We start from the raw sequence: 20,968 nt of genomic DNA, 5'->3' as shown, positions 1-20,968 counted from the left end.
TCTCCCGCGGGCCGTACATGGCCAGGTGCTTGTGGTAGAGCAGACCGATCTGGTCGGGCACGATCCGGACGCTGTTGACGTCGTGCGTCACGATCAGGAACGTCGCGTCGATCTGGGCGTTCAGGTCGACGAAGAGCTGGTTGATGAACGAGGTACGCACCGGGTCCAGACCCGAGTCCGGCTCGTCGATCAGCAGGATCTCGGGGTCCAGCACCAGGGCGCGGGCCAGGCCCGCACGCTTGCGCATACCGCCGGAGATCTCACCGGGGAGCTTGAACTCCGCACCGAGCAGACCGACCAGGTCCATCTTCTCCATGACGATGTCACGGATCTCCGACTCCGACTTGCGCGTGTGCTCGCGCAGCGGGAACGCCACGTTGTCGTAGAGGTTCATCGAGCCGAACATCGCACCGTCCTGGAACAGCACCCCGAACAGCTTGCGGATCTCGTAGAGCTCCTTCTCCGAGCACGAGGCGATGTCGGTGCCCTCGATCACGATCGAACCCTCGTCGGGCTTGATCAGGCCGATGAGCGCCTTGAGGAAGACGGACTTGCCCGTACCGGACGGACCCAGCATCACGGAGATCTCACCGGCAGGCAGCGTCAGCGTGACGCCCTTCCAGATGAGCTGCTTGCCGAACTGCTTGGTCAGGTTGGTCACTGCGACATCGACGCCCATGTTGACCTCTTCCTCCGCCTTCTTCTGGCCCCTCCGCGGGTTCCGCCCCCCCGGTGGAGTGCGAGCAATCCCACGTGCGGCTGCGAGTGAACAACGCAGCCGCGTGGCGCACGTTACGCGGAAACCGTGTCCCACGTCACGCGACCCCCGAATACGAGACACATCAGGCTCAGACCGTTGTCGGATGTCGCCCCGGAGCGAGAAAAAGCGCGAGAGGCGGGCCCCCGAGTCCGGGGGCCCGCCTCTCGACGGTGGTGCAGGTGTGACGTCAGGAGGTCACTTGAGGGTGACGGTGGCGCCGGCGGCCTCGAGGGTCTCCTTGGCCTTGTCCGCGGTCTCCTTGTTGACCTTCTCGAGGACGGCCTTCGGGGCACCCTCGACGAGGTCCTTGGCCTCCTTGAGACCGAGGGAGGTCAGCGCGCGGACCTCCTTGATGACGTTGATCTTCTTGTCACCAGCGGACTCGAGGACGACGTCGAACTCGTCCTGCGCGGCAGCGTCGTCGCCACCGGCCGCGGCACCGCCGGCGGCGGGGGCAGCGGCAACGGCGACCGGCGCGGCGGCGGTGACGCCGAAGGTCTCCTCGAACTGCTTCACGAACTCCGAGAGCTCGATGAGGGTCATCTCCTTGAACGCGTCGAGGAGCTCGTCGGTGCTGAGCTTCGCCATGATGGCTTTCCTTCCGTTAGGTGGCCGGCGCCGAGGTGGTCGGTGGGCGCAGGCCGGGTTTCAGGTGGTGGGTACCGGGGCCGGTCAGGCCTCGGTGGTGTCGCCCTCGTCGGAGGCAGCCTCGGCGGCGGGCCCCTCAGGAGCCGCCTCCTCGGCGGGGGCCTCGTCGGTGGGGGCCTCGACGTCGGCAGCTGCCTCCGCGGGGGCCTCCTCGGCGGCGACCGGCGTACCGGCACCACCTGCGAGGATCGAGGGGTCCTCAGCGGCCTTCGCCTCCAGCGCACCCGCGAGGCGGGCGACCTGGGCGAGAGGAGCGTTGAGAAGGTAGACGGCCTGGCTCAGCGAAGCGAGCATCGCGCCCGCCAGCTTGCCCATGAGGACCTCACGCGACTCGAGATCGGCCAGCTTGGCGATCTCGGCAGCGTCGAGGGCCTTGCCGTCCAGGACGCCGCCCTTGATGACAAGAGCGGGGTTGGCCTTGGCAAAGTCACGCAGACCCTTGGCGGCCTCGACGACGTCGCCCGTGATGAAGGCGATGGCGGTCGGGCCGCTGAGGAGCTCCTCGAAGCTCTCGATCCCCGCGTCCTTGGCGGCGATCTTGGCCAGCGTGTTCTTGACCACGGCGTAGTTGGCGTTCTCGCCGAGGGAGCGCCGCAGGTCCTGCAGCTGCTTCACGGTGAGACCGCGGTACTCGGTCAGCACAGCACCGGCGGCGTCACTGAAGGACTCAGTGATCTCCGCGACGGCGGCCTGCTTGTCTGCCCGCGCCATGGGTCTCCTTCCGGATCTGACCCCCGGGTGAAGGACCGTGAGATGACGAACGCCCCGAGCGCAGGCGCTCAGGGCGTGGACACCGGCCGCGCTCCGCCGTGACGGAGCAACAACTGCTGGTCATGCTCTGATCCCCTGCACAGGCCGTCCGCTTCGCGGAACCTTCGGTCAGGACTGAGGCAGCCCGGACAACCGGTGGTCTTAAGGTTTCGTCGAGAAGAGTACGGCGCGCCAGCGCACCCGTCCAAATCGACGGATATCGGGTGCGGACGGATGCGGCGGCACTGGCACCATTGGTCCGTGACCTCGTCCGCGCAGCCGTTGACCGACCTCGCCCCCGACCAGCTCGCCGAGCGCCTCACTGCGCTCCGTGCCGACTACGAGGCCCTCCAGGGCCAGGGGCTCAAGCTCGACCTCACGCGGGGCAAGCCGGGCGCCGACCAGCTCGACCTCTCCGAGGACCTGCTGCGGCTGCCCACGACGCACAAGGACAGCGCGGGCGTCGACGTGCGCAACTACGGCGGCCTCGAGGGCCTGGCCGACATGCGCGCGATCTTCGGTGACCTGCTCGGCGTCGAGGCCGCGCAGGTCATCGCCGGCGGCAACTCGAGCCTGTCGATGATGTACCAGGTCGTCACCTGGCTGCTCTCCCACGGCGGCCCCGACTCCCCGCGACCGTGGTCGCAGGAGGAGACCGTCAAGTTCGTCTGCCCGGTGCCCGGCTACGACCGCCACTTCACGATGCTGGCCGAGCTCGGCATCGAGATGGTGACCGTGCCGATGCGGGAGGACGGCCCGGACGTCCCTGCGGTGCGCGCGCTCGTCGCCGACGACCCGACGGTCAAGGGCATGTGGCTGGTGCCGACCTACGCCAACCCGACGGGCGCCGTCACCTCCACCGCAGTGGCCGCCGAGCTGATGGCGATGCCGACCGCGGCCCCGGACTTCCGGATCCTGTGGGACAACGCCTACGCGGTCCACCACCTCACCGACGTGGAGACCAAGAGCGCCGACGCGCTCGGGCTCGCGTCGGCCTCCGGCCACCCGAACCGCCCGATCATGTTCGCGTCGACCTCGAAGATCACCTTCGCGGGCGCCGGCGTCGCGGCGCTCGCCGCGAGCACCGAGAACCTCCAGTGGTTCCTGAAGCGGCTCTCGTACGCCGCGATCGGGCCCGACAAGGTCAACCAGCTGCGCCACATCGAGTTCTTCGGCGACGCCGACGGCGTCCGCGACCACATGCGCAAGCACCGCGACCTGATCGCCCCGAAGTTCGCGGCCGTCGAGGCTGCCCTCAGCGGGCGCCTGGACGGGCTGGGCGTCGCGACCTGGAGCCGCCCGGTCGGCGGCTACTTCGTCGACCTGGACGTCCTCGACGGCACCGCCGCCCGCGTCGTCCAGCTGGCCAAGGATGCTGGCATCGCGCTCACCCCCGCCGGGTCGGCGTTCCCCCACGGCAACGACCCCGACGACCGCAACATCCGGCTCGCACCCACCTTCCCTGTGCTGGCCGAGGTCGAGGCCGCCATGGCCGGCGTCGCCGTCTGCGTCGAGCTCGCCGCCCTGGAGAAGCTGCACGCCAACTGACGAGTTGCCCAGGTTGCGGGTCCGAAGTGCCCACAGTTGCGGACCCGAGAACACCAGCATCAAAACGAACCGATGCCCGGCGTGCTTCGCACACCGGGCATCGGCACTTCATCGGTCAGGCCCTGGCACTTCGGACCTGCAACCTAGGCGACTCGTCAGGCCTCGTCCTCGACCGCGACGTTCTTGATGCGGTTGGGGTCGACCTGGACACCGGGGCCCATGGTCGTGGAGACGGTGACCTTCTTCAGGTAGCGGCCCTTGGAGCTGGACGGCTTGAGCCGCAGCACCTCCTCGAGCGCCGCCGCGTAGTTCTCCGCGAGCTGGGTCTCGTCGAACGACGCCTTGCCGATGATGAAGTGCAGGTTGGCGTGGCGGTCGACACGAAACTCGATCTTGCCGCCCTTGATGTCGGTCACGGCCTTGGCCGGGTCCGGGGTGACGGTGCCGGTCTTCGGGTTCGGCATGAGGCCACGGGGGCCGAGCACGCGACCGAGGCGGCCGACCTTGCCCATCATGTCGGGGGTCGCCACGACGGCGTCGAAGTCGAGCCAGCCACCGGCCACCTTGTCGATGAGCTCGTCGCCACCGACGATGTCGGCGCCGGCCTCACGGGCGGCGTCGGCCTTGTCGGCGTTCGCGAACACGAGGACGCGGGCCGTCTTGCCGGTGCCGTGGGGCAGGTTGACGGTGCCGCGGACCATCTGGTCGGCCTTGCGCGGGTCGACACCCAGGCGCATGACGACGTCGACGGTCTCGTCGAACTTCTTCTTGCTGGAGGCCTTGGCGATCTTGATAGCGGCCAGCGGCGCGTAGAGCTCGTTCTTGTCGAACGTCTCCGACGCGGCGCGGTAGGTCTTGCTGCGCTGCATGGTGATTCCTTACTTAGAAGAGGAGGTGTGGTCAGCGAGCCAGCGCGGCTCTCCCACAGTGGTTCAGTTGCCCTCGACGGTGACGCCCATGGAGCGGGCGGTGCCCTCCACGATCTTCATTGCGGCGTCGATGTCGTTGGCGTTGAGGTCAGGGAGCTTCGTCGTGGCGATCTCGCGCACCTGGTCCTTGGTCAGCTTGCCGACCTTCTCCTTGTGCGGGACGCCCGAGCCCTTCTTCAGACCGGCAGCCTTCTTGATGAGCTCGGCGGCCGGCGGGGTCTTCGTGATGAAGTCGAACGAACGGTCCTCGTAGATCGTGATCTCGACGGGGATGACGTTGCCGCGCATGGACTCGGTCTGGGCGTTGTACGCCTTGCAGAAGTCCATGATGTTGACACCGTGCGGACCGAGGGCGGTACCGACCGGCGGCGCCGGCGTGGCGGCACCCGCCTGCAGCTGCACCTTGACCAGCGCAGCGATCTTCTTCTTGGGAGGCATTCCTCTATCTCTTTCTTCTCGTGGTCATGACGAGGGGTACGACGTACGCCTCTGCCACTTTCCTTGCGCCCGGCCTCGCGGCCGGGGTGCTGGGCGTCAGACCTTCTGGACCTGGCTGAAGCTCAGCTCGACCGGGGTCTCCCGGCCGAAGATCTCGACCAGCGCCTTGAGGCGCTGGGCCTCGGCGTTGATCTCGGTGATGGTCGCGTGCAGGGTCGCGAACGGCCCGTCGACGACCATGACGGAGTCGCCCTCACCGAAGTCGGCGACCTCGATCGGCTTCTTCGCGGCGGTCGAGCCGGGCGTGCCGGAGGCGGCGCCGCCCTCGGACTCGGACGCGACCGCGAGGACGATCGACGGGGCGAGCATCTTCTCGACCTCGTCGAGGCTCAGCGGCACCGGCTGGTGGCTGTGACCGACGAAGCCGGTCACCGAAGGCGTGTGCCGGACCGCGGCCCAGGACTCGTCGGTGAGATCCATGCGGACCAGGACGTAACCGGGGAGAACGGTGCGCTTGACCATCTTGCGCTGGCCGTTCTTGATCTCCGCGACCTCCTCGGTGGGGACCACGATCTCGTGGATGTAGTCCTCCATGTTGAGGGAGTGGATGCGGTTCTCCAGGTTGTGCTTCACCCGGTTCTCCATGCCGGAGTAGGTGTGCACGACGAACCAGTCGCCCGGCTTCATCAGGAGCTCGCGGCGGAAGGCCTCCAGCGGGTCGAGCTCCTCGGCGGGAGCCGCGTCGTCGAGGTCCGCATCGGCGTCCTCGTCAGCGTCGTCCTCGTCGGCGTCGACCTCGGAAGCCTCGACCTCGGAAGCCTCGACCTCCTCGGGGGTCGGCTCGTCGCCCTCGGCGTCGAGGATGTCCTCGACCTCCTCGGGGGTGGTGACGTCCTCGCCCATCTCCTGGGCGGAGTCGTACTGCTCCGACACGTGCTGCTCCATCAGTTGCTGTTCGCGGGGGTGACGACGCGGGAAGCGCCGGTCACACGTCGTCTGCGCCGGTGAAGATGGCGAAGACCGCCTTGCCGAGACCGAGGTCCAGCAGCGACACGATCGCGATCATCACCAGCACGAAGGACATGACGACGAAGAAGTAGGTCACCAGCTGCTCACGCGTCGGGTAGACGACCTTGCGCAGCTCAGCGACGACCTGGCGGTAGAACGTCACCGGGCCGGTACGCCGCTCGCCGGCGTCGGACTGGCGACCCTTGTCGGTCGCAGGGGAGTCCGACACGCTGCTCACCTCTTCTACCTCGTCGTCTGTTCCTTGCAGGGCACGAGGGACTTGAACCCCCAACCTTCGGTTTTGGAGACCGATGCTCTGCCAGTTGAGCTAGTGCCCTCCGATTGCTTCCCCCGCTCCTCGAGCGGATCCGCACGCTCCGTGACGACCGTCACGAGGGCGCGACTCACCATGGGGGAAAGCCACCAAGGTGGGAGTCTACGCACCCGGGCCCAAGCGGACCAAAAGCACCTCCACCTACGATGACGGCGTGCGGGACCCTCACTCACTGCCGAAGGCGCACCTGCACCTGCACTTCACCGGCTCGATGCGACACACGACGCTCCTGGAGCTGGCCGAGCGCGACGGCATCCACCTCCCGGACGCCCTGGTGACGGCCTGGCCACCGCAGCTCACCGCTGCCGACCAGAAGGGCTGGTTCCGCTTCCAGCGCCTGTACGACGTGGCCCGGTCGGTGCTGCGCACCGAGGACGACGTACGGCGCCTGGTGCGCGAGGCCGCCGAGGACGACGTGGCCGACGGTGGTCGGTGGCTGGAGATCCAGGTGGACCCCAGCGGCTACGCGGCCCGGTTCGGCGGGATCACGGCGTTCACCGACCTGGTGCTCGACGCGGTCCGCGACGCCTCGGAGCGCACCGGCCTCGGCATGGCGGTGGTCATCGCAGCCAACCGCACCCGCCACCCGCTCGACGCGCGCACGCTGGCCCGGCTCGCGGCCCAGTACGCCGACCGCGGCGTCGTCGGTTTCGGGCTCTCCAACGACGAGCGGCGCGGCACGACGGCCGACTTCGCAGGCGCGTTCGAGATCGCCGAGCGCGCCGGGCTGCTGCTCGCCCCCCACGGCGGCGAGCTGCGCGGGCCCGAGCACATCCGGACCTGCCTCGACGAGCTCCACGCCCACCGGCTCGGCCACGGTGTCCGGGCCGCCGAGGACCCCGACCTGCTCGCGCGCATCGTCGACGCGGGCGTGGCGCTGGAGGTCTGCCCGGTCTCCAACGTGGCGCTCGGGGTCTACTCCGACCTGTCGTCGGTGCCGTTGCCGACGCTGCTCGCCGCGGGCGCGACGGTCGCGCTCGGCGCCGACGACCCGCTGCTGTTCGGGTCGCGGCTGGCCAGCCAGTACGCCACGATGCGCGCCGCCCACCGGCTCGCCGACGAGCAGCTCGCCGAGCTGGCGCGGATGTCGTTCCGGGCGAGCCGGTCGCCCGAGGAGCTCCGGAAGCGCGCCGAGGCCGACATCGACGCCTGGCTCGCCGCGGACTGACCGCCGGTCAGAACGGGAGGTCGACGTCGACCGGCTCGAGGAGGTACGGCGGCGCGCCGGCGCCGTTGACCTGGACGTGCCCCCAGACGTCGAGCTCGGCGAGCCGGACGGGCGCCGGGGCACGGTCCCCGATCGCGAGCTCGCCGGTCGTGGCGCCGCCCTCCTTGAGGGCGACGACGTCCGGGGTGCCGTCGATCCGGCCGTACCAGTGGTAGAGCCCGTCGAGCGGCTCGAGGTGGCCCGCGAGGTGGACGGCGACCGCCAGCACCTCCCCGCCCACCAGCAGCGTCGCCGGGCCGTCGTACCCGTCGCCGTCGTCGGGCGGGACGAACGCCATCCCAGCGGGGTGCCGCCGTGGCCGGTTGCGGAGCTTCACGTTCTTGGGGTCCCCGCGGCGTTGTTTGCCGGAGGAGCGAAGCGGGGGAGGCAAAGAACGGCGTGGGGTGTTCACGCCAGGAACCCCGCGCGCTTCCACATCGTGCGGGAGAACCGGCTCATCAACCCGTTCTCCTCGAGGAACGCGGCGAGCGGCGCGAAGCCGATCCGCGCCATCTCCAGGTGGTGGGGATTGGCCTTGGCCTCGCGGTAGGCGCGCTCCACGTCGAGCCCGGCGCGGTGGTAGATGCCCTTGTGCACGAGGCACCGTTTCATCGTGGGGCCACCGAGCCCCTGGAGGTTCGCCACCAGGAACCGCTCGAGCCGCGAGGCGTCCTGCATCCGGTGGACGACGCCCTCGCGGGCGAACTTGATGTGGCGCGCCTCTTCGGTGACGTGGATCTTCATCAGCTGGGCGACGACGGGCTGGAGCTCCGGGTCGGTCATGATCCGGCGCTGCTGGGCGTCGAAGATCTCCTCGCCGATGAGCGCGCCGACCCAGAGCAGCGAGCCGTGGAGGAAGTGCGGGAGGAACGCGGCGGCGGTGCGGTCGACGAGACCCATCCGATAGGGCTTCGCACCGATCCGGGCGATCACCTTCCCGAACATCGTCATGTGGCGGCACTCGTCGCCCATCTCGGTGAGCACGTAGTGGGCGAACGGCGTGGTCGGGTCCTCGCGCAGCAGCTGGAGCAGCAGGCCGCGGTTGAGGATGTTCTCGAACCACAGGCCGACGGAGAGGATGTTGGCCATCTCCTGGCGGGACAGCTCGATGCGCTGCTCCTCACTCATCTCCTCCCAGTACGTCGTGCCGTAGAGGGAGACGACCTCCTTGGGCAGGAAGTACTTGCCCTCGACGAGCGGGGCGTCCCAGTCGATGGCGACGGCCGGCTCGTAGGAACGGCGGACCGAGCCACGGAGCAGGCGGGTGGCGACCTGCGTCATGTCGGGGGCGGGCGGGAGCGCGGTGCGCTCGGGCGCGGTGGTCATGAGGAGTCCCTCCGGCGGACCCGCAGCGCCGGTGCTGCGAGTTGTTTACGTACCATTGCACTTCGTCAACGACCGGTCAAGGACCCTACGATGGATCCATGTCCGGCCTGAGGTCCAGCGTCCACCGCCTCCGCCCCGGGCCCGCGAACCCGAAGGCGGCGGAGACCATCCGCGAGCGGATCCTCGACGCGGCGACCGAGTGCCTCCTCGACCAGGGCCTCGACGCCCGGTTGCACGCTGCGATCGCCGAGCGCGCGGGGATCTCCCGGCCGACCGTCTACAAGTACGCCGGCGACCAGTCCGCGATCGTGGCCGCGGTCCTCGACCGCGAGATCGTCACCTTCTTCAGCTCGGTCGTGCCGATCATGCGCCGCAGCGACGACCTCGAGGCCCACCTCGTCAGCGCGATCGTCTACGTCGTCGACTACGCGCGCGGCCACGCCCTGCTCCAGAAGGCCTTGAGCGAGCACCCCGAGCTGATCCTGCCGGCGCTCACCACGGGCTCGGGTCCCCTCGTCGAGCAGGTCGTCGCGCTGTTCGAGGAACAGCTCGGCCGCGCGCTCGACCAGGCCGAGGCGCGACCCGACGGGTCCCGCCCACTCACGCCGCGTGAGGCTGCCGAGTGGTGCTTCCGGATCGTCGTCTCACTCATCACGACCCCGACCGCCAGCCTCGAGGCCGACGGCACCCGGGCCTACGTCGACAGCCTCATCCGGCTGCTGCGGATCACGTCGAATCCTGACCTTCCTGGGTCGAATCCTTAGTTGTCCGCGGCGAATCCCGACCTTTCGAGCTCGACGTGACCTCGAGACCCAGGAAGGTCAGGACTCGACCCAGGAAGGTCCGGATTCGGCCCAGGAAGGTCCGGATTCGAGTCAGAGGGTGCAGCCGACGAGCACGGGCTCGTTGACCAGGGTGATGCCGTACGACGCCGCGACGCCGTCGCGGACCTCCCGCGCGAGCGTGAGCAGGTCGTCGGTGGCCGCGCCACCGCGGTTGGTGAGCGCGAGCGTGTGCTTTGTCGACAAGGAGACACGTCCACCAGGGCCGGCGTGGCCCTTGCCGAAGCCCGCGTGCTCGATCAGCCACGCTGCGCTGGTCTTGAGGGCGCCCTCGTCGCCGGTCGGCCAGGCCGGGGCTCCGTCGGGGACGGCGTCGGCCGGCACCACGGGGTTGGTGAAGAACGAGCCCGCGCTCCAGGTGTCGTGGTCGGTCGGGTCGAGGACCATGCCCTTGCCCGACCGCAGGGCCAGCACCGCGGCCCGGACCTCGGCGAGCGGCGCGCGCTGGCCGACCTCGACGCCCAGGGAGCGCGCGAGCTCGGCGTAGGCCACCGGCGCCGAGAGCGAGCCCTGGGGCAGCTGAAACGTGACGGAGAGGACGACGTGCCGACCACCGAAGGCCGCGCTCGCGTCGTACCGGTCGACCTTGAAGCGCGACGTGCGGTAGCCGAAGCCGCAGTCGGCTGCGGCGAAGGTACGGACGCCGCGGAGCTTGCGGTCCCAGACCCGCACCGAGGCGATGGACTGGCTGACCTCCTGGCCGTAGGCGCCGACGTTCTGGATCGGGGTGGCGCCGACCGAGCCGGGGATGCCCGAGAGGGCCTCGATGCCCACCCAGCCGCGCTCGACCGCGTGCGCGACCAGGGCGTCCCAGGTCTCCCCCGCCGCCGCCGTCACCACTGCTCCCCCACAGGTCGGGTCGTCGGAGTCCTCGACGTCGGCCGCGATGCCGCGCGTAGCGACCTCGACGACCGTGCCCGCGAAGCCCTCGTCGGCGACCACCAGGTTGCTGCCGCCGCCGAGCACGAGGACCGGCTCACCGGCATCGTCCGCCGAGGTGATCGCAGCGACCAGCTCGTCCTCGGTCGTCGCCCGCACCCAGGCCCGGGCCGGTCCGCCGAGGCGCAGGGTCGTGTGGTCGGCGAGGCGCTCAGCCAAGTCGGACGACCGCCTTGGGTGCGCCCAGGACCTTCTCCCCCGCGCAGGTGACGTCGAGGGCGAGGGTCGCGCAGCCGTCGGCGACCGACTTCACCGTCCCGGCGATCCGGACCGTGGCGCCGCCCTCCGCCGGGACGACCACCGGGGCCGTGAACTTGCAGCCCAGGTCGACCACCTCGGCGTCGTCGGTCCACACGGCGACCGCGCGAGCGGCGAGCGCCATCGTGTACATCCCGTGCGCGATCACGCCGGGCAGGCCGACCAGGTGGGCGATCGACTCGTCCTGGTGGATCGGGTTGTGGTCGCCGGACGCGCCGGCGTAGGCGACCAGGTCGTCGCGTCGTACGACGAACTCCTGCGGCGCGAGCTCGGCGCCGGCCTCGAGGGCGCTCATGCCTCACCCCGGTGCACGATCGTCGCGCCGGCGGTGCAGACCAGGGCGCCGTCGGCGTCGGTGATGGCGCTCGTCGTGCGCAGGATGTCGGTGCCCTCGATCTGACGGACGCCCGTCACGGTCAGGGTCGCGGTCAGCTCGTCGCCGACGACCACCGGCCGCTCGTAGGAGAACTTCTGGTCGCCGTGGACGATCCGGGCGAGCTCGACCCGCTCGGCCTCCAGGAACTCCAGCAGCGCGCGGAACGTGACCACGACCGGGAAGGTCGCCGGCACCCGCCGCGACCCGGAGCCGGTGGCGGCGGCGAACGAGGCCACCTCCGCCTCGGTCACGAGGAAGGGCGCGGTCGGCGGGAACTCCCGGCCGACGAGGGAAGCGTCGATCGGCATGGAGGCAGCCTATTGGGCGGAGGATGCACACTTGCCGGCATGTCGGCTCGGACCGGGCTCGGCGCCCTCGTCACGGCGCTGCTGCTGGGGCTGGCGGCGTGCTCCGGCGGGGCGGAGAGCGCCGACCCGGACACGGCGCCGCCCACGCGCACGGGCTGCGGGCCGATCATGTTCGACGACGTCCTGGGAGACCCGCCGTCCTACCTCGACGGACCGCTGGCGCGCCTCCCCAACGACCACGCGCTGTGCGCGGGCCTGTGGCTACCACCGGCCGACCCCGAGTTCGTGCCGCAGGGCCTGGTCGTCCGGGGGCACTCGGCGTGGGTGAGCGGGTACGACAAGGGACGCACCGCGGTCGGCTCCGACACCTGTCGGGTGCTGCGGCTGGACCTGCGCAGCGGCGAGGAGATCGCGCAGGTCTCGCCGATCCGGGCCGACCTCGCCCCGCGCCGCCCCGCCAACTGCCGGCACGCGGGCGGGTTGAGCCTCGACGAGCACGGGCTGTGGGTCTCGCAGTTCACCAAGGTGTGGCTCCTCGACCCGGAGTCCCTCGTCGTCCGGCGGGTGTGGCACCTGCTCGACCGGGTCCGCGGGTCCTTCCTCGTCCACGACGACCGCGGCCGGCTCGGCGTCGGCGGCTTCCACGGCGACCACCGCTGGCCGCTGCACTGGTTCGCGACGGACGTGCTGTTCGAGGCCGGTCGCCTCGACCTCGGCCCCGAGGACGCGGCCGACGTCCAGCCCGGCCCGCCCGCGGGACAGGGCGCGCTCTGGGGCGACCTGGGCCCCGGCCCGGCGCAGGTGTGGTTCACCCGCTCCAACACCTACTGCGGCGAGCTCTGGGCGGGGGCCCGGCGCCGGGTCGCGTTCCTGCCCGGCGCCGAGGGGGTGGCGCTCCTCGGCGACCGGCTCTGGGTCGTCAGCGAGACGCCGTCGGCGCCGTACTTCCTCCAGGGCGGCCGGCCGGTCGTCCCGGCCCTCGCCCGCTACGACGTCTCGGAGCTGGTCGGCGGCGAGCGCTCCGACTGCGGAGCCTGACGGGACTGCGGGGCCGGACAGGGCCGGACAGGGCCCGACGGGGCGAAAAAAGACGTCGACCCGGCCTCCCACGAGGGGAGCCGGGTCGGTCAGGGTGCTACTGAGCGGTCAGCGCGTTTCCTTGTGCTCGGTGTGCTTGCGGCAACGCGGGCAGAACTTCGACAGCTCGAGGCGGTCGGGGTCGTTGCGCCGGTTCTTCTTCGTGATGTAGTTGCGCTCCTTGCAGTCCACGCACGCGAGCGTGATCTTGGGGCGAACGTCAGAGCTCTTGCTGGCCACGGGAAGTCCTTGCGTCTGTTGTCTGTGGTGCTGCGGGGTGTTGCGATGTCATCTGGCGTAGCGGGGGCGGGACTCGAACCCGCGACACCACGATTATGAGCCGTGTGCTCTAACCACCTGAGCTACCCCGCCAGGGGGTTCAGGCTGCCTCCCCACGACCTCGCGACCGCGGAGGAGGACATCCTGGCTCCCAGAGCCCCTTTACGGAATCGAACCGTAGACCTTCTCCTTACCATGGAGACGCTCTGCCGACTGAGCTAAAGGGGCAACGCCGGAGAACGATACAACCCTCCTGGCGGTACGACGAAATCGGCCGACGTCATGGCTGTTCAGCCGGTGATCCGGGCCCACGGTCGAGCCTGCTCCAGCTCGTAGGAGAGCTCTAGCAGGACGGCCTCGTGACCGAACCCGGAGCCGAGCATCATGCCCTGCGGAAGACCGGTCGCCGTGGTCGCGAGGGGCAGCGAGATCGCGGGTGTCCCGGTGACGTTCTGCAGGGGCGTGAAGGTCACCCAGTCCATGAGCCGCTCGATGATCGTCTCGTAGTCGGCGGTCGGGTCGAGGTGGCCGATCCGGGGCGTCGGGCTCGCCACGGTCGGGGTCAGGCTGACGTCGTACTTGTCGAAGAAGAGGGCGGCGTCACGGGTGCTGCGCCGCAGCCGGACGATCGCCCCGGGCAGCCGGTGCAGGTTGCGCCGCGCGTGCCGGGCGAGCCCGTCGGTGAGCGCGTCGTGGTTGGCGCGCACCCAGCTGCGGCCGTGGCTGGCCCGGCCGCCGGTGACCAGCGCCAGCGCCAGCGAGGCCCAGTAGAGGAGGAAGTCGTCGGGGAACGACGGCGGCACCGGGGCATCGGTCTCGACGACGGTGTGACCGAGCTCCTCCAGCAGCCGCGCGGTCTCCTCGGTGAGCCGGGTGACCTCGGCGTCGGCTCCCCGGGTGAGACCGGTCGTGTTGAGCGCGATCCGCAGCCGCTTGCGGCCGGGCCGGGTGAGGTCGCCGATGGGCGGCATCTCCAGCGGCCGGTAGATCCGCTCGGCCTCCCGGTAGAACGCGGCGGTGTCGCGGACGCTGCGGGTGACGACCCCGTCGGCGACGATCCGGACGGGCTGCTGGCGCATCAGCGCGTCCTGGGCGAGCCGGCCCCGACTGGGCTTGAGGCCGACCAGCCCGTTGACCGCCGCCGGGATCCGGATGGAGCCGCCGCCGTCGTTGGCGTGCGCGATCGGCACCGCCCCTGCGGCCACCAGCGCGGACGAGCCGGCGCTCGAGGCACCGGCGGTGTGGTCGGTGTGCCACGGGTTGCGCACCGGCCCGAGCCGCGGGTGCTCACAGCTGGCGCTGAAGCCGTACTCCGACAGGCGGGTCTTGCCGAGCGGCACCAGTCCGGTCGCGAAGTACATCCGGGCGAAGTCGCCGTCCTTCTTGGCGACGTACGGCGTCCACGCGTCGGTCCCCTGCATGGTCGGCATGCCGCCGACGTCGACGTTGTCCTTGACGAACGTCGGCACCCCGGCGAAGTACCCGCCGCGGGGGTTCCGGGCCTCGTTGCGGGCCCGGCCGTAGTCGCGGTAGGCGACCGCACCCAGCTCCCCGTTGACCGCCTCCGTCCGGGCGATCGCCGCGTCCACGACCTCCTGGACGGAGGCCTCACCGGCCTGGAGGCGCTCGACGACGCCGACCGCGTCGAGATCACCGAGAGCGTCGTCGGAGAAGGCGTGCACGCGACTCATGGGGGGCACGTTAGCGCTCCCCCAGCCCCGTTGCAGGTCAGAAGACCCAGAGGGCCAGCACCGGCAGCAGGAGGCTGATGGCGAGGGCGGTGAGGCCCATCGAGAGCCCCGCGAACGCACCCTCGGTCTCGTTCTCCAGGAGCATCCGCGAGGCGCCGACGCCGTGCGAGACCGCGCCGAGCGCGAGCCCGCGAGCCCGCCGGTCGCGGACCCGCAGGAGCCACAACGTGGCCGGTCCGAACATCGCCCCGAAGATGCCGATGACGATGGCGAACACCGCGGCCAAGGGCGGGATCCCGCCGAGGGAGTCGGTGAGGGCGATCGCGACCGGCGTCGTCGCCGCCTTGGTGGAGAGCGTCTCCTGGAGCACCTCCCCGGCGCCGAGCCAACGCGCGAGATAGACCGCGCTCACGATCGAGGTCGCCGCCCCGAGGACGACCGCGACCACCAGCGGCACGACGAAGCCGCGGAGCCGGTCGGCCTGCCGGTGCAGCGGGATCGCGAGCGCCACCGTCGCCGGCCCGAGCCAGAAGGCGACCAGCTCGGTCGACGACCGGTAGTCGTCGTACGCGACGTCGAGCAGGGTGATCGCCATGCCGGCGACGACGACCGCGACCAGGACCGGCTGGACGAGCGGGTGCTCGCCGCTGCGCCGCTGCAACCAGCGCCCGAGCTGGTAGCCGACGAGCGTCACCCCGAGCAGGCCCAGCGGCGTCCGCAGGGTGTCGAGGACGGTCTCCACCAGCCCGTCGATGCCCCCGCTCATCGTGCCGCCCGGGGCGTGCGCGGCTGGTCGTCACGCGGCTGGCCGAGCAGCCGCTCGAGGCCGGTCGAGGTCCAGCCGACCACCGCGAGCCCGAGGAACCACGAGCCGAGCATCGCGACGAGGATCGGCAGCCAGTCGGCGCCGATGACCCCGAAGGACGCGACGATGCCGACGCCGGCCGGGATGAAGAAGAGCTGGAGGTGGCGGAGCAGCCCGGTGCCCGCACGGAGCACCGGAGCATCCGCCGCCGGCTGGCGCAGGCGGAGGAAGACGAAGAGGTAGAGCATCCCGACGACCGGCCCCGGCACGGTGAGGTCGAGCACCTGGACGGTGACCTCGCCGAGCAGCTGGAAGGCGATCAGCCAGGTCAGCCCGACGATCACGAGCCTGCCCTCGGAGCGCCTCGCCCGTGCCCCCGCCGATGACAGCCGGGCACGTGCGGGTCGAACAGGCCGAGTGCCTGCATGAGCGCGAACGCCGTGGTCGGACCGACGAACGCGAAGCCGCGCCGCTTGAGCTCCTTGGCCATGGCGACCGACTCGGCGCTGGTCGTCGCGTCCGGGGCCGGGTCGACGGCGGGGGCGAATCCGAGGAGCAGCGCCTCGAGCCCCTCCCGGGAGCGGAGGTCCACGGTCGCCCGGGCGTTCTGGACGGTCGCCAGGACCTTGGCCCGGTTGCGGACGATCCGGGCGTCGCCCAGGAGCCGTTCGACGTCCACGTCGTCGAACGCCGCCACCGCGTCCGCGTCGAAGTCGACGAACACCTCCCGGAACGCCGGCCGCTTCGCGAGGATCGTCGCCCAGGAGAGGCCGGACTGGAACGCCTCGAGCGTCATCCGCTCGAAGTACGCCGACTCGCCCGTGACCGGGTCGCCCCACTCGTCGTCGTGGTAGGCGCGCATCGGGCCCGGCCCGCCGGCCCACGGGCAGCGGCCGACGCCGTCCTCACCGATGACCGCTCGCACGAGCGACCATCATGCCGGAGAAGGAGACGGGCCCTAGCGGCGCTCCTTGAGCCGCGCGTTGGGGAGCTCCGGCGCCGGGATGGGGCGCAGGTGGTCGCCCCGCACCACGCCGAACCGGCCGTCGGCGACGTCGGAGGAGTCCGCGACCACCGCACCGTCCCGGGTGATCTGGTCCTGCCACTCGCCGCGGAACGCGACGACCTCCTCGTGGCTGCGGCCGACGAAGTTCCACCACATCACGATCGCCTCCTCGAACGGGGTGCCGCCGAGCACCAGCACCCGCGCACCCTCGTCGCCGGCGACGACGGCGATCGTGCCGTCGCCGGGCGGCACGTAGGCCAGGTCGGACGGCTTCGCGGTCACGCCGTCGACCGTCACCGACCCGAGGTCGACGAGGACGCCGTGCTCGAAGGTGGGGTCGACCTCCAGCGGGAGGATGACGCCCGGGTCGAGGACGAGCTCGGCACCGAGCAGCGGCGAGAAGGTCGCCACCGGCGAGGTCTCGCCGAGCAGCGAGCCGAGGAAGACCCGCCCGCGCCAGCCGTCGCCCGCGCGCTCCGGCGGCGCGTAGTGCTCGAACGCCGGATCGGTGTGGCGGTGCTCGTCGGGGAGCGCCACCCAGAGCTGGGCGCCGTGCAGCGTCGTGGTCGCCGTCGTCGAGACCTCGGAGTGGCTGATGCCGCGGCCGGCCGTCATCAGGTTGACCTCGCCGGGCCGCACCATCGCGTGGTGGCCGGCGCTGTCGCGGTGCTCGATCTCGCCCTCGAACAGCCAGCTCACCGTCTGGAGGCCCGTGTGCGGGTGCGGGGCGACCGACATGCCACCGGAGTCCGCCACGTCGTCGGGGCCGTAGTGGTCGAGGAAGCACCAGGCACCGACCAGGCTCCGCTCACGCTGCGGCAGCGTGCGTCGTACGGGCATCGCGCGCTGGCCGCCGAGCGGGACCTCGCGCGGCGTCATGATCTCCACACCCTGGGCGTCGGCCCCGGTGCAGGTCAGTTCGTCGGGGCGCTGCTCCTCGTTGCTCACGGGGTCATCCTCCCGCGATCGTCAACCCGCGATCGTCCCCAGGTCGCCGACCGTTCACCGGCACCGGGGAGGGTGCCGACGTGCGCATCGCCCAGCTGGCCAACTTCGTCGGGGCGGCCTCGGGCGGCATGAAGACCGCGCTGGCCGAGCTCGGCCGTGGCTACGTCGACGCCGGCGTCGACCGGCTCCTCGTCGTCCCCGGCCCGACCGACACGACCACCGAGACCGCGCACGGGACCGTCGTCCAGGTCCGGGCTCCGCAGGTCGGCGGCGGCTACCGCCTCATCGTCGAGCCGTGGCGGCTCATCGACGTGCTCGACCGCTTCGGGCCGACGTCGATCGAGTGGAACGACAAGCTCACGCTGCTGCCGGTCGCCTGGTGGGCCCGGCGCGCCGGCGTCCCTTCGGTCTGCCTCTCCCACGAGCAGCTGACCGACATGTTCGCCCGGCGCAGCGGCAAGCCGACGACCTCGAAGATGTCGATCGGGGTCGTCAACCGGCTGGTCGTGCGTAGCTTCGACACCCTCGTCGTCACCTCCCGCTACGCCGAGCAGGAGTTCCAGCAGGTCGCGGCGGCCGCCGGCTGCCCGGTCGAGCGGGTCCCGCTCGGCGTGGACCTGCAGACGTTCCGCCCGCACCCCGTCGCCCGCCCCGACGACGAGATCCTGCGCCTCACCCACGTCGGCCGGCTGTCCCGCGAGAAGTCGCCGCACCTCGCGGTCGCCACCGCCGTCGAGCTGCACCGGCGCGGGATCCCGCTCCGGATGGACGTGTACGGCGACGGCCCGCACCTCGACGAGCTCCAGGCCATCGCGGGCCGCGCGCCCGTGCACTTCCACGGGTTCGTCGACGGACGCGAGGAGCTCAGCCGGCGGATCTCCGAGGCCGACGTAGCGCTGTCGGTCTGCCCCACCGAGACGTTCGGGCTCGCGGTGCTCGAGTCGCTGGCGAGCGGCACCCCGGTGGTCACCGCGGACCGCGGCGGCGCCCGCGAGCTCGTCGACCGCACCTCGGGCGGCTGGGCCGCCCCCGACCCCGCGGCGCTCGCCGACGCGGTGCTCCAGGTCGCGGCCCGGCCGCGGGCGGAGCGACGGGCGGGCGCCCGACAGCGCGCCGAGCTGTATCCCTGGAGCGAGACCGTGGGCCGGATGCTCGCGATCCACGCCGGCGAGGCGGCGCGGGTGCCGGAGACGGCCTAGCTGCGCGGGGTCAGCACGACCCGTCGACCGGCACGGCCTTGCTGACCCGCCACGGGCCCTCGTAGTTGCGGACCTCGACCCGCTGCGGCGCGCGGGTCGCCTCTCCCAGCTGGGTGGGCGCGTCGTCCGGGACGACCAGGTCGGTGGCGTCGACGCACAGGTCGATCACCAGCACCGTGTCGCGCGGCTCGACCCGGAGGAACTCGATCCGGACGTCACCGGCGTAGGGCGCACCGGCGTAGGCCTTGATCGCCTCGCGGTAGGGGTCGACCACGGCCGCCACGGCCGAGAGGGCCAGCAGGTCGGTGATGTCGCCCGTCCGCGCCGCCAGCCGACGGCCGCGCTCGAAGTCGACGTAGGTCTGCAGCGCCTGCCGGTAGGCGCCTTCGACGGCGGGCGGCTCGACCAGGTCGACGCCCTCCTCCGGGTAGTCGACCGTGGTGTCCGTCGACGCGTCGGTCGACGTCGACGCCGGGTCGGACGCGTCGGCCGGCTCGTCGGCGGTGTCGCCGGTCGAGGAGCAGCCGGCGACCAGGCCGAGCCCGACGAGGGCGGCGGCGAGGCGGAGAGTCATCACGGCCACGCTAGCAACGCGGGAGGGTCCTAGCGGACGACGAGCCAGCGTGACGACGCGATCCGGTCGATCCGGTCGCGCGCGGACGGGGTGAGCAGCAGCACGGGCAGCAGCACCGCGAGGGTCATCACGGCGAGCACGATCGCCAGGTACGCGCCGTGCATCGAGGAGTCGAGCGGCGCCACCATTCCCAGGACGACGGACAGCGCGATGAACGCGCTCGAGGCGCCCCGGGAGAGCGGGAGGGCGGCGAGGAACGGCGGCAGCACCAGGAAGTACCAGAGGTGGACCACCGGGCAGAGCACCACGAACGCGGCCGCGACCAGCGCGACCGCCGTCACGGCCGAGGCCCGGTCCCCGGTCGGCCAGCGGAGCGCGACCACGGCCGCGACGACGACCATCCCGGCGATGCCGAGGGCGCGCAGCACGCCGAGGAAGGTGCCGTCCGGCAGGTCGGCGCCGACCGCCGAGGCCACCGAGTCGAGCGCACCGCCGACGAGCGACGTCGCGGAGAGGGGCGTCGAGACCTTGCCGGGGACGGTGAGCGCGGCGATCCAGCCCTGACCGAGGCCGGTCACCACCCCGAGCCCCAGGAGCACCCCCAGCGAGGCAGCGGCAACGGCCCCGAGCCGTCGTACCCGGTCCGCGAGGGCGACGCCGGCCGGGAGCGAGGCGAGTGCGATGCCGATGCAGACCAGTCCCCCGGGGAGCTTGACCGCTGCGGCGAGCGCCCCGACAGCAGCCCCGGCAGCCCAGTGCTGCTCCACGCCGATCACGAGGGCGACCGCCATCAGGCCGACCATCAGCAGGTCGTTGTGCAGTCCGGCGACCCCGTTGGCCAGCATGAGCGGGGAGACCAGCACCAGCGCCGAGGCGAGCGCCGGGTCGGCCCCCGTCCACCTCGCGATCCGCGGCACCGCCCAGGCGAGCATGACCAGGCCCACCAGCGCGATCAGCCGGTGACCGACGACGAGGACCCACGGGTTGCCCGTCAGGCCGGCACCGACCTCACCGAGCAGCACGTGCAGGGGCCCGTACGGCGTCGGGGTGTCGGCCCACATCGGGTCGACCGCCTGCACGATCGGGTCGCCGCTCTGGAGGCGGTAGGCGTCCGGCAGCACCGCGGTCCGGCCGCTGAGCAGCGCCGAGGGACCGTAGTCGTAGGGCGAGAGGCCCACCCGCGCGAGCATGCCCTGGGCGGCGTAGGACCAGCCGTCCCGGGAGAACAGCGGCGGCGCCACGACGAGCGGCAGGCTCCACGCCGTCGCCGCGAACCGCACCAGGTCGAGGGACTCACGCTCGTCGTGCCCGGCGTGCTGGGCGACGTGGCGACAGAGGGCGAGCCAGGCGCTCGCCACCATGCCGAGACCGAGGAGCACGAGCACCAGCGCCGACATCCGGCCGGCCTGCGTGCCCCGCACCAGGTCGAGGAGGCCCGAGCGGAGCAGCGGCGTCGACGGCGGCAGCGTGGCGACGCCGAGACCCCCGAGGAGCACGAGGCTGCTGCCCACCAGACCGCGGGTGATCGGTACCGCGGTGCGGGGTCGACGTTGCTGGAGCACAGGCGGAAGGTAGGGCGCGCGGGAGACGGGGACCTGAACGCAGCAGCAACCCGCGGACAACGGGAAGCAACCCCGGGCGAACCGCCGAACGCCCCAAATGGTGGGGTTGACCCCCTTTCGCGCAGGAGTCGGTCATCCTTAGGTTTGGCCACATCC

25 protein-coding genes and 3 tRNA genes are annotated in these 20,968 nt (G+C 71.4%); 5 read left to right on the top strand and 23 right to left on the bottom strand.

What is annotated here, in order from left to right; genetic code table 11:
• From H0487_RS04845 to rplJ, 3 genes are all read right to left on the bottom strand, one after another.
• The coding region (locus H0487_RS04845) for an ABC transporter ATP-binding protein (RefSeq protein WP_183093090.1) at positions 1 to 679 on the bottom strand (679 nt) is incomplete at its 3' end.
• 276 nt (positions 680 to 955) lie between these two features.
• A complete protein-coding gene (gene rplL, locus H0487_RS04840) occupies positions 956 to 1,348 on the bottom strand; it encodes a 50S ribosomal protein L7/L12 (protein WP_183093089.1) in 393 nt (130 codons plus the stop codon).
• Between the two features lie 84 nt (positions 1,349 to 1,432).
• Entirely contained in the window at positions 1,433 to 2,119 is a 687-nt protein-coding gene (gene rplJ, locus H0487_RS04835; protein ID WP_183093088.1) for a 50S ribosomal protein L10, read from the bottom strand.
• Between the two features lie 300 nt (positions 2,120 to 2,419).
• Between rplJ and H0487_RS04830 the strand changes: the two genes are divergently transcribed.
• Complete coding sequence (locus H0487_RS04830) at positions 2,420 to 3,706, top strand: aspartate aminotransferase type Ic (protein WP_312855826.1); 1,287 nt, start codon at positions 2,420 to 2,422, stop codon at positions 3,704 to 3,706.
• Positions 3,707 to 3,861: 155 nt separating this feature from the next.
• Here H0487_RS04830 and rplA read toward each other — a convergent pair whose 3' ends face one another.
• The 5 genes from rplA to H0487_RS04805 form a co-directional block, all read right to left on the bottom strand.
• Entirely contained in the window at positions 3,862 to 4,575 is a 714-nt protein-coding gene (gene rplA / locus H0487_RS04825) for a 50S ribosomal protein L1 (RefSeq protein WP_183093086.1), read from the bottom strand.
• A gap of 63 nt (positions 4,576 to 4,638) precedes the next feature.
• Positions 4,639 to 5,073, bottom strand: a complete 435-nt coding sequence (gene rplK / locus H0487_RS04820) for a 50S ribosomal protein L11 (RefSeq protein ID WP_183093085.1) — start codon at positions 5,071 to 5,073, stop codon at positions 4,639 to 4,641.
• Between the two features lie 96 nt (positions 5,074 to 5,169).
• A complete protein-coding gene (nusG, locus tag H0487_RS04815; protein WP_376766665.1) occupies positions 5,170 to 6,018 on the bottom strand; it encodes a transcription termination/antitermination protein NusG in 849 nt (282 codons plus the stop codon).
• Between the two features lie 40 nt (positions 6,019 to 6,058).
• A complete protein-coding gene (secE, locus tag H0487_RS04810; RefSeq protein WP_312855825.1) occupies positions 6,059 to 6,310 on the bottom strand; it encodes a preprotein translocase subunit SecE in 252 nt (83 codons plus the stop codon).
• Positions 6,311 to 6,346: 36 nt separating this feature from the next.
• Positions 6,347 to 6,419 (bottom strand) — tRNA-Trp (locus H0487_RS04805).
• A 150-nt stretch (positions 6,420 to 6,569) separates the two neighbouring features.
• Here H0487_RS04805 and H0487_RS04800 point away from each other — a divergent pair.
• On the top strand, positions 6,570 to 7,583 hold the full coding sequence (locus H0487_RS04800) for an adenosine deaminase (protein ID WP_183093084.1): 1,014 nt from the start codon (positions 6,570 to 6,572) through the stop codon (positions 7,581 to 7,583).
• A 7-nt stretch (positions 7,584 to 7,590) separates the two neighbouring features.
• Here the strand turns inward: H0487_RS04800 and H0487_RS04795 are convergent, their stop codons facing one another.
• Together H0487_RS04795 and H0487_RS04790 are read right to left on the bottom strand one after the other, a co-directional pair.
• Positions 7,591 to 7,920, bottom strand: a complete 330-nt coding sequence (locus H0487_RS04795) for a DUF4873 domain-containing protein (protein WP_183093083.1) — start codon at positions 7,918 to 7,920, stop codon at positions 7,591 to 7,593.
• A 110-nt stretch (positions 7,921 to 8,030) separates the two neighbouring features.
• On the bottom strand, positions 8,031 to 8,948 hold the full coding sequence (locus tag H0487_RS04790; protein WP_220793084.1) for an AurF N-oxygenase family protein: 918 nt from the start codon (positions 8,946 to 8,948) through the stop codon (positions 8,031 to 8,033).
• A gap of 98 nt (positions 8,949 to 9,046) precedes the next feature.
• Between H0487_RS04790 and H0487_RS04785 the strand changes: the two genes are divergently transcribed.
• Complete coding sequence (locus tag H0487_RS04785; protein WP_183093082.1) at positions 9,047 to 9,712, top strand: TetR/AcrR family transcriptional regulator; 666 nt, start codon at positions 9,047 to 9,049, stop codon at positions 9,710 to 9,712.
• Positions 9,713 to 9,823: 111 nt separating this feature from the next.
• On the opposite strand, the gene H0487_RS04780 is transcribed toward H0487_RS04785, so the two are convergent.
• The 3 genes from H0487_RS04780 to H0487_RS04770 are packed head-to-tail and all read right to left on the bottom strand — an operon-like array spanning position 9,824 to position 11,671.
• Positions 9,824 to 10,888 carry a UDP-N-acetylmuramate dehydrogenase gene (locus H0487_RS04780; protein WP_183093081.1) on the bottom strand — a complete coding sequence of 355 codons (1,065 nt, stop codon included), beginning with the start codon at positions 10,886 to 10,888 and terminating at the stop codon, positions 9,824 to 9,826.
• Complete coding sequence (locus tag H0487_RS04775; RefSeq protein WP_183093080.1) at positions 10,881 to 11,282, bottom strand: MaoC/PaaZ C-terminal domain-containing protein; 402 nt, start codon at positions 11,280 to 11,282, stop codon at positions 10,881 to 10,883. The genes H0487_RS04780 and H0487_RS04775 overlap by 8 nt, the downstream gene beginning before the upstream one ends.
• Complete coding sequence (locus tag H0487_RS04770; protein ID WP_183093079.1) at positions 11,279 to 11,671, bottom strand: FAS1-like dehydratase domain-containing protein; 393 nt, start codon at positions 11,669 to 11,671, stop codon at positions 11,279 to 11,281. The genes H0487_RS04775 and H0487_RS04770 overlap by 4 nt, the downstream gene beginning before the upstream one ends.
• A gap of 39 nt (positions 11,672 to 11,710) precedes the next feature.
• On the opposite strand from H0487_RS04770, the gene H0487_RS04765 reads away from it, so the two are divergent.
• Positions 11,711 to 12,709 carry a hypothetical protein gene (locus H0487_RS04765; RefSeq protein WP_183093078.1) on the top strand — a complete coding sequence of 333 codons (999 nt, stop codon included), beginning with the start codon at positions 11,711 to 11,713 and terminating at the stop codon, positions 12,707 to 12,709.
• A gap of 108 nt (positions 12,710 to 12,817) precedes the next feature.
• On the opposite strand, the gene rpmG is transcribed toward H0487_RS04765, so the two are convergent.
• The 8 genes from rpmG to H0487_RS04725 all read right to left on the bottom strand — a co-directional run bounded on the left by rpmG (position 12,818) and on the right by H0487_RS04725 (position 17,477).
• Positions 12,818 to 12,988, bottom strand: a complete 171-nt coding sequence (rpmG, locus tag H0487_RS04760) for a 50S ribosomal protein L33 (RefSeq protein WP_183093077.1) — start codon at positions 12,986 to 12,988, stop codon at positions 12,818 to 12,820.
• Between the two features lie 58 nt (positions 12,989 to 13,046).
• Positions 13,047 to 13,120: transfer RNA gene (locus H0487_RS04755), tRNA-Met, on the bottom strand.
• A gap of 62 nt (positions 13,121 to 13,182) precedes the next feature.
• Positions 13,183 to 13,255: transfer RNA gene (locus tag H0487_RS04750), tRNA-Thr, on the bottom strand.
• 62 nt (positions 13,256 to 13,317) lie between these two features.
• The gene (locus H0487_RS04745; RefSeq protein WP_183093076.1) at positions 13,318 to 14,718 is read right to left on the bottom strand and encodes an amidase; all 1,401 of its coding nucleotides are present in this window, start codon (positions 14,716 to 14,718) and stop codon (positions 13,318 to 13,320) included.
• A gap of 37 nt (positions 14,719 to 14,755) precedes the next feature.
• Positions 14,756 to 15,484 (bottom strand): LrgB family protein, encoded by a 729-nt coding sequence (locus H0487_RS04740; protein ID WP_183093075.1) that lies wholly within the window; start codon positions 15,482 to 15,484, stop codon positions 14,756 to 14,758.
• Positions 15,481 to 15,867: a CidA/LrgA family protein gene (locus tag H0487_RS04735; protein ID WP_183093074.1), complete on the bottom strand. Its 387-nt coding sequence runs from the start codon at positions 15,865 to 15,867 to the stop codon at positions 15,481 to 15,483. The genes H0487_RS04740 and H0487_RS04735 overlap by 4 nt, the downstream gene beginning before the upstream one ends.
• Complete coding sequence (locus H0487_RS04730) at positions 15,864 to 16,448, bottom strand: DNA-3-methyladenine glycosylase I (RefSeq protein WP_312855824.1); 585 nt, start codon at positions 16,446 to 16,448, stop codon at positions 15,864 to 15,866. Before H0487_RS04730 ends, H0487_RS04735 begins: the two co-directional genes overlap by 4 nt.
• Before the next feature lie 33 nt (positions 16,449 to 16,481).
• Positions 16,482 to 17,477, bottom strand: coding sequence for a pirin family protein (locus H0487_RS04725; RefSeq protein WP_312855823.1), 996 nt, complete (start codon positions 17,475 to 17,477; stop codon positions 16,482 to 16,484).
• 80 nt (positions 17,478 to 17,557) lie between these two features.
• Between H0487_RS04725 and H0487_RS04720 the strand changes: the two genes are divergently transcribed.
• On the top strand, positions 17,558 to 18,676 hold the full coding sequence (locus tag H0487_RS04720) for a glycosyltransferase (protein WP_183093073.1): 1,119 nt from the start codon (positions 17,558 to 17,560) through the stop codon (positions 18,674 to 18,676).
• Positions 18,677 to 18,686: 10 nt separating this feature from the next.
• Here H0487_RS04720 and H0487_RS04715 read toward each other — a convergent pair whose 3' ends face one another.
• Together H0487_RS04715 and mptB are read right to left on the bottom strand one after the other, a co-directional pair.
• Entirely contained in the window at positions 18,687 to 19,250 is a 564-nt protein-coding gene (locus H0487_RS04715) for a hypothetical protein (protein WP_183093072.1), read from the bottom strand.
• A 29-nt stretch (positions 19,251 to 19,279) separates the two neighbouring features.
• A complete protein-coding gene (gene mptB, locus H0487_RS04710; protein WP_183093071.1) occupies positions 19,280 to 20,812 on the bottom strand; it encodes a polyprenol phosphomannose-dependent alpha 1,6 mannosyltransferase MptB in 1,533 nt (510 codons plus the stop codon).
• Positions 20,813 to 20,968: the final 156 nt, after the last annotated feature.

The sequence above is a fragment of the Nocardioides stalactiti genome (assembly GCF_014180715.1).
GTDB lineage: Bacteria > Actinomycetota > Actinomycetes > Propionibacteriales > Nocardioidaceae > Nocardioides > Nocardioides stalactiti.
The sequence above is the reverse complement of the archived record's forward strand: the minus strand, read 5'-3'. Positions and strand labels throughout refer to the sequence as shown.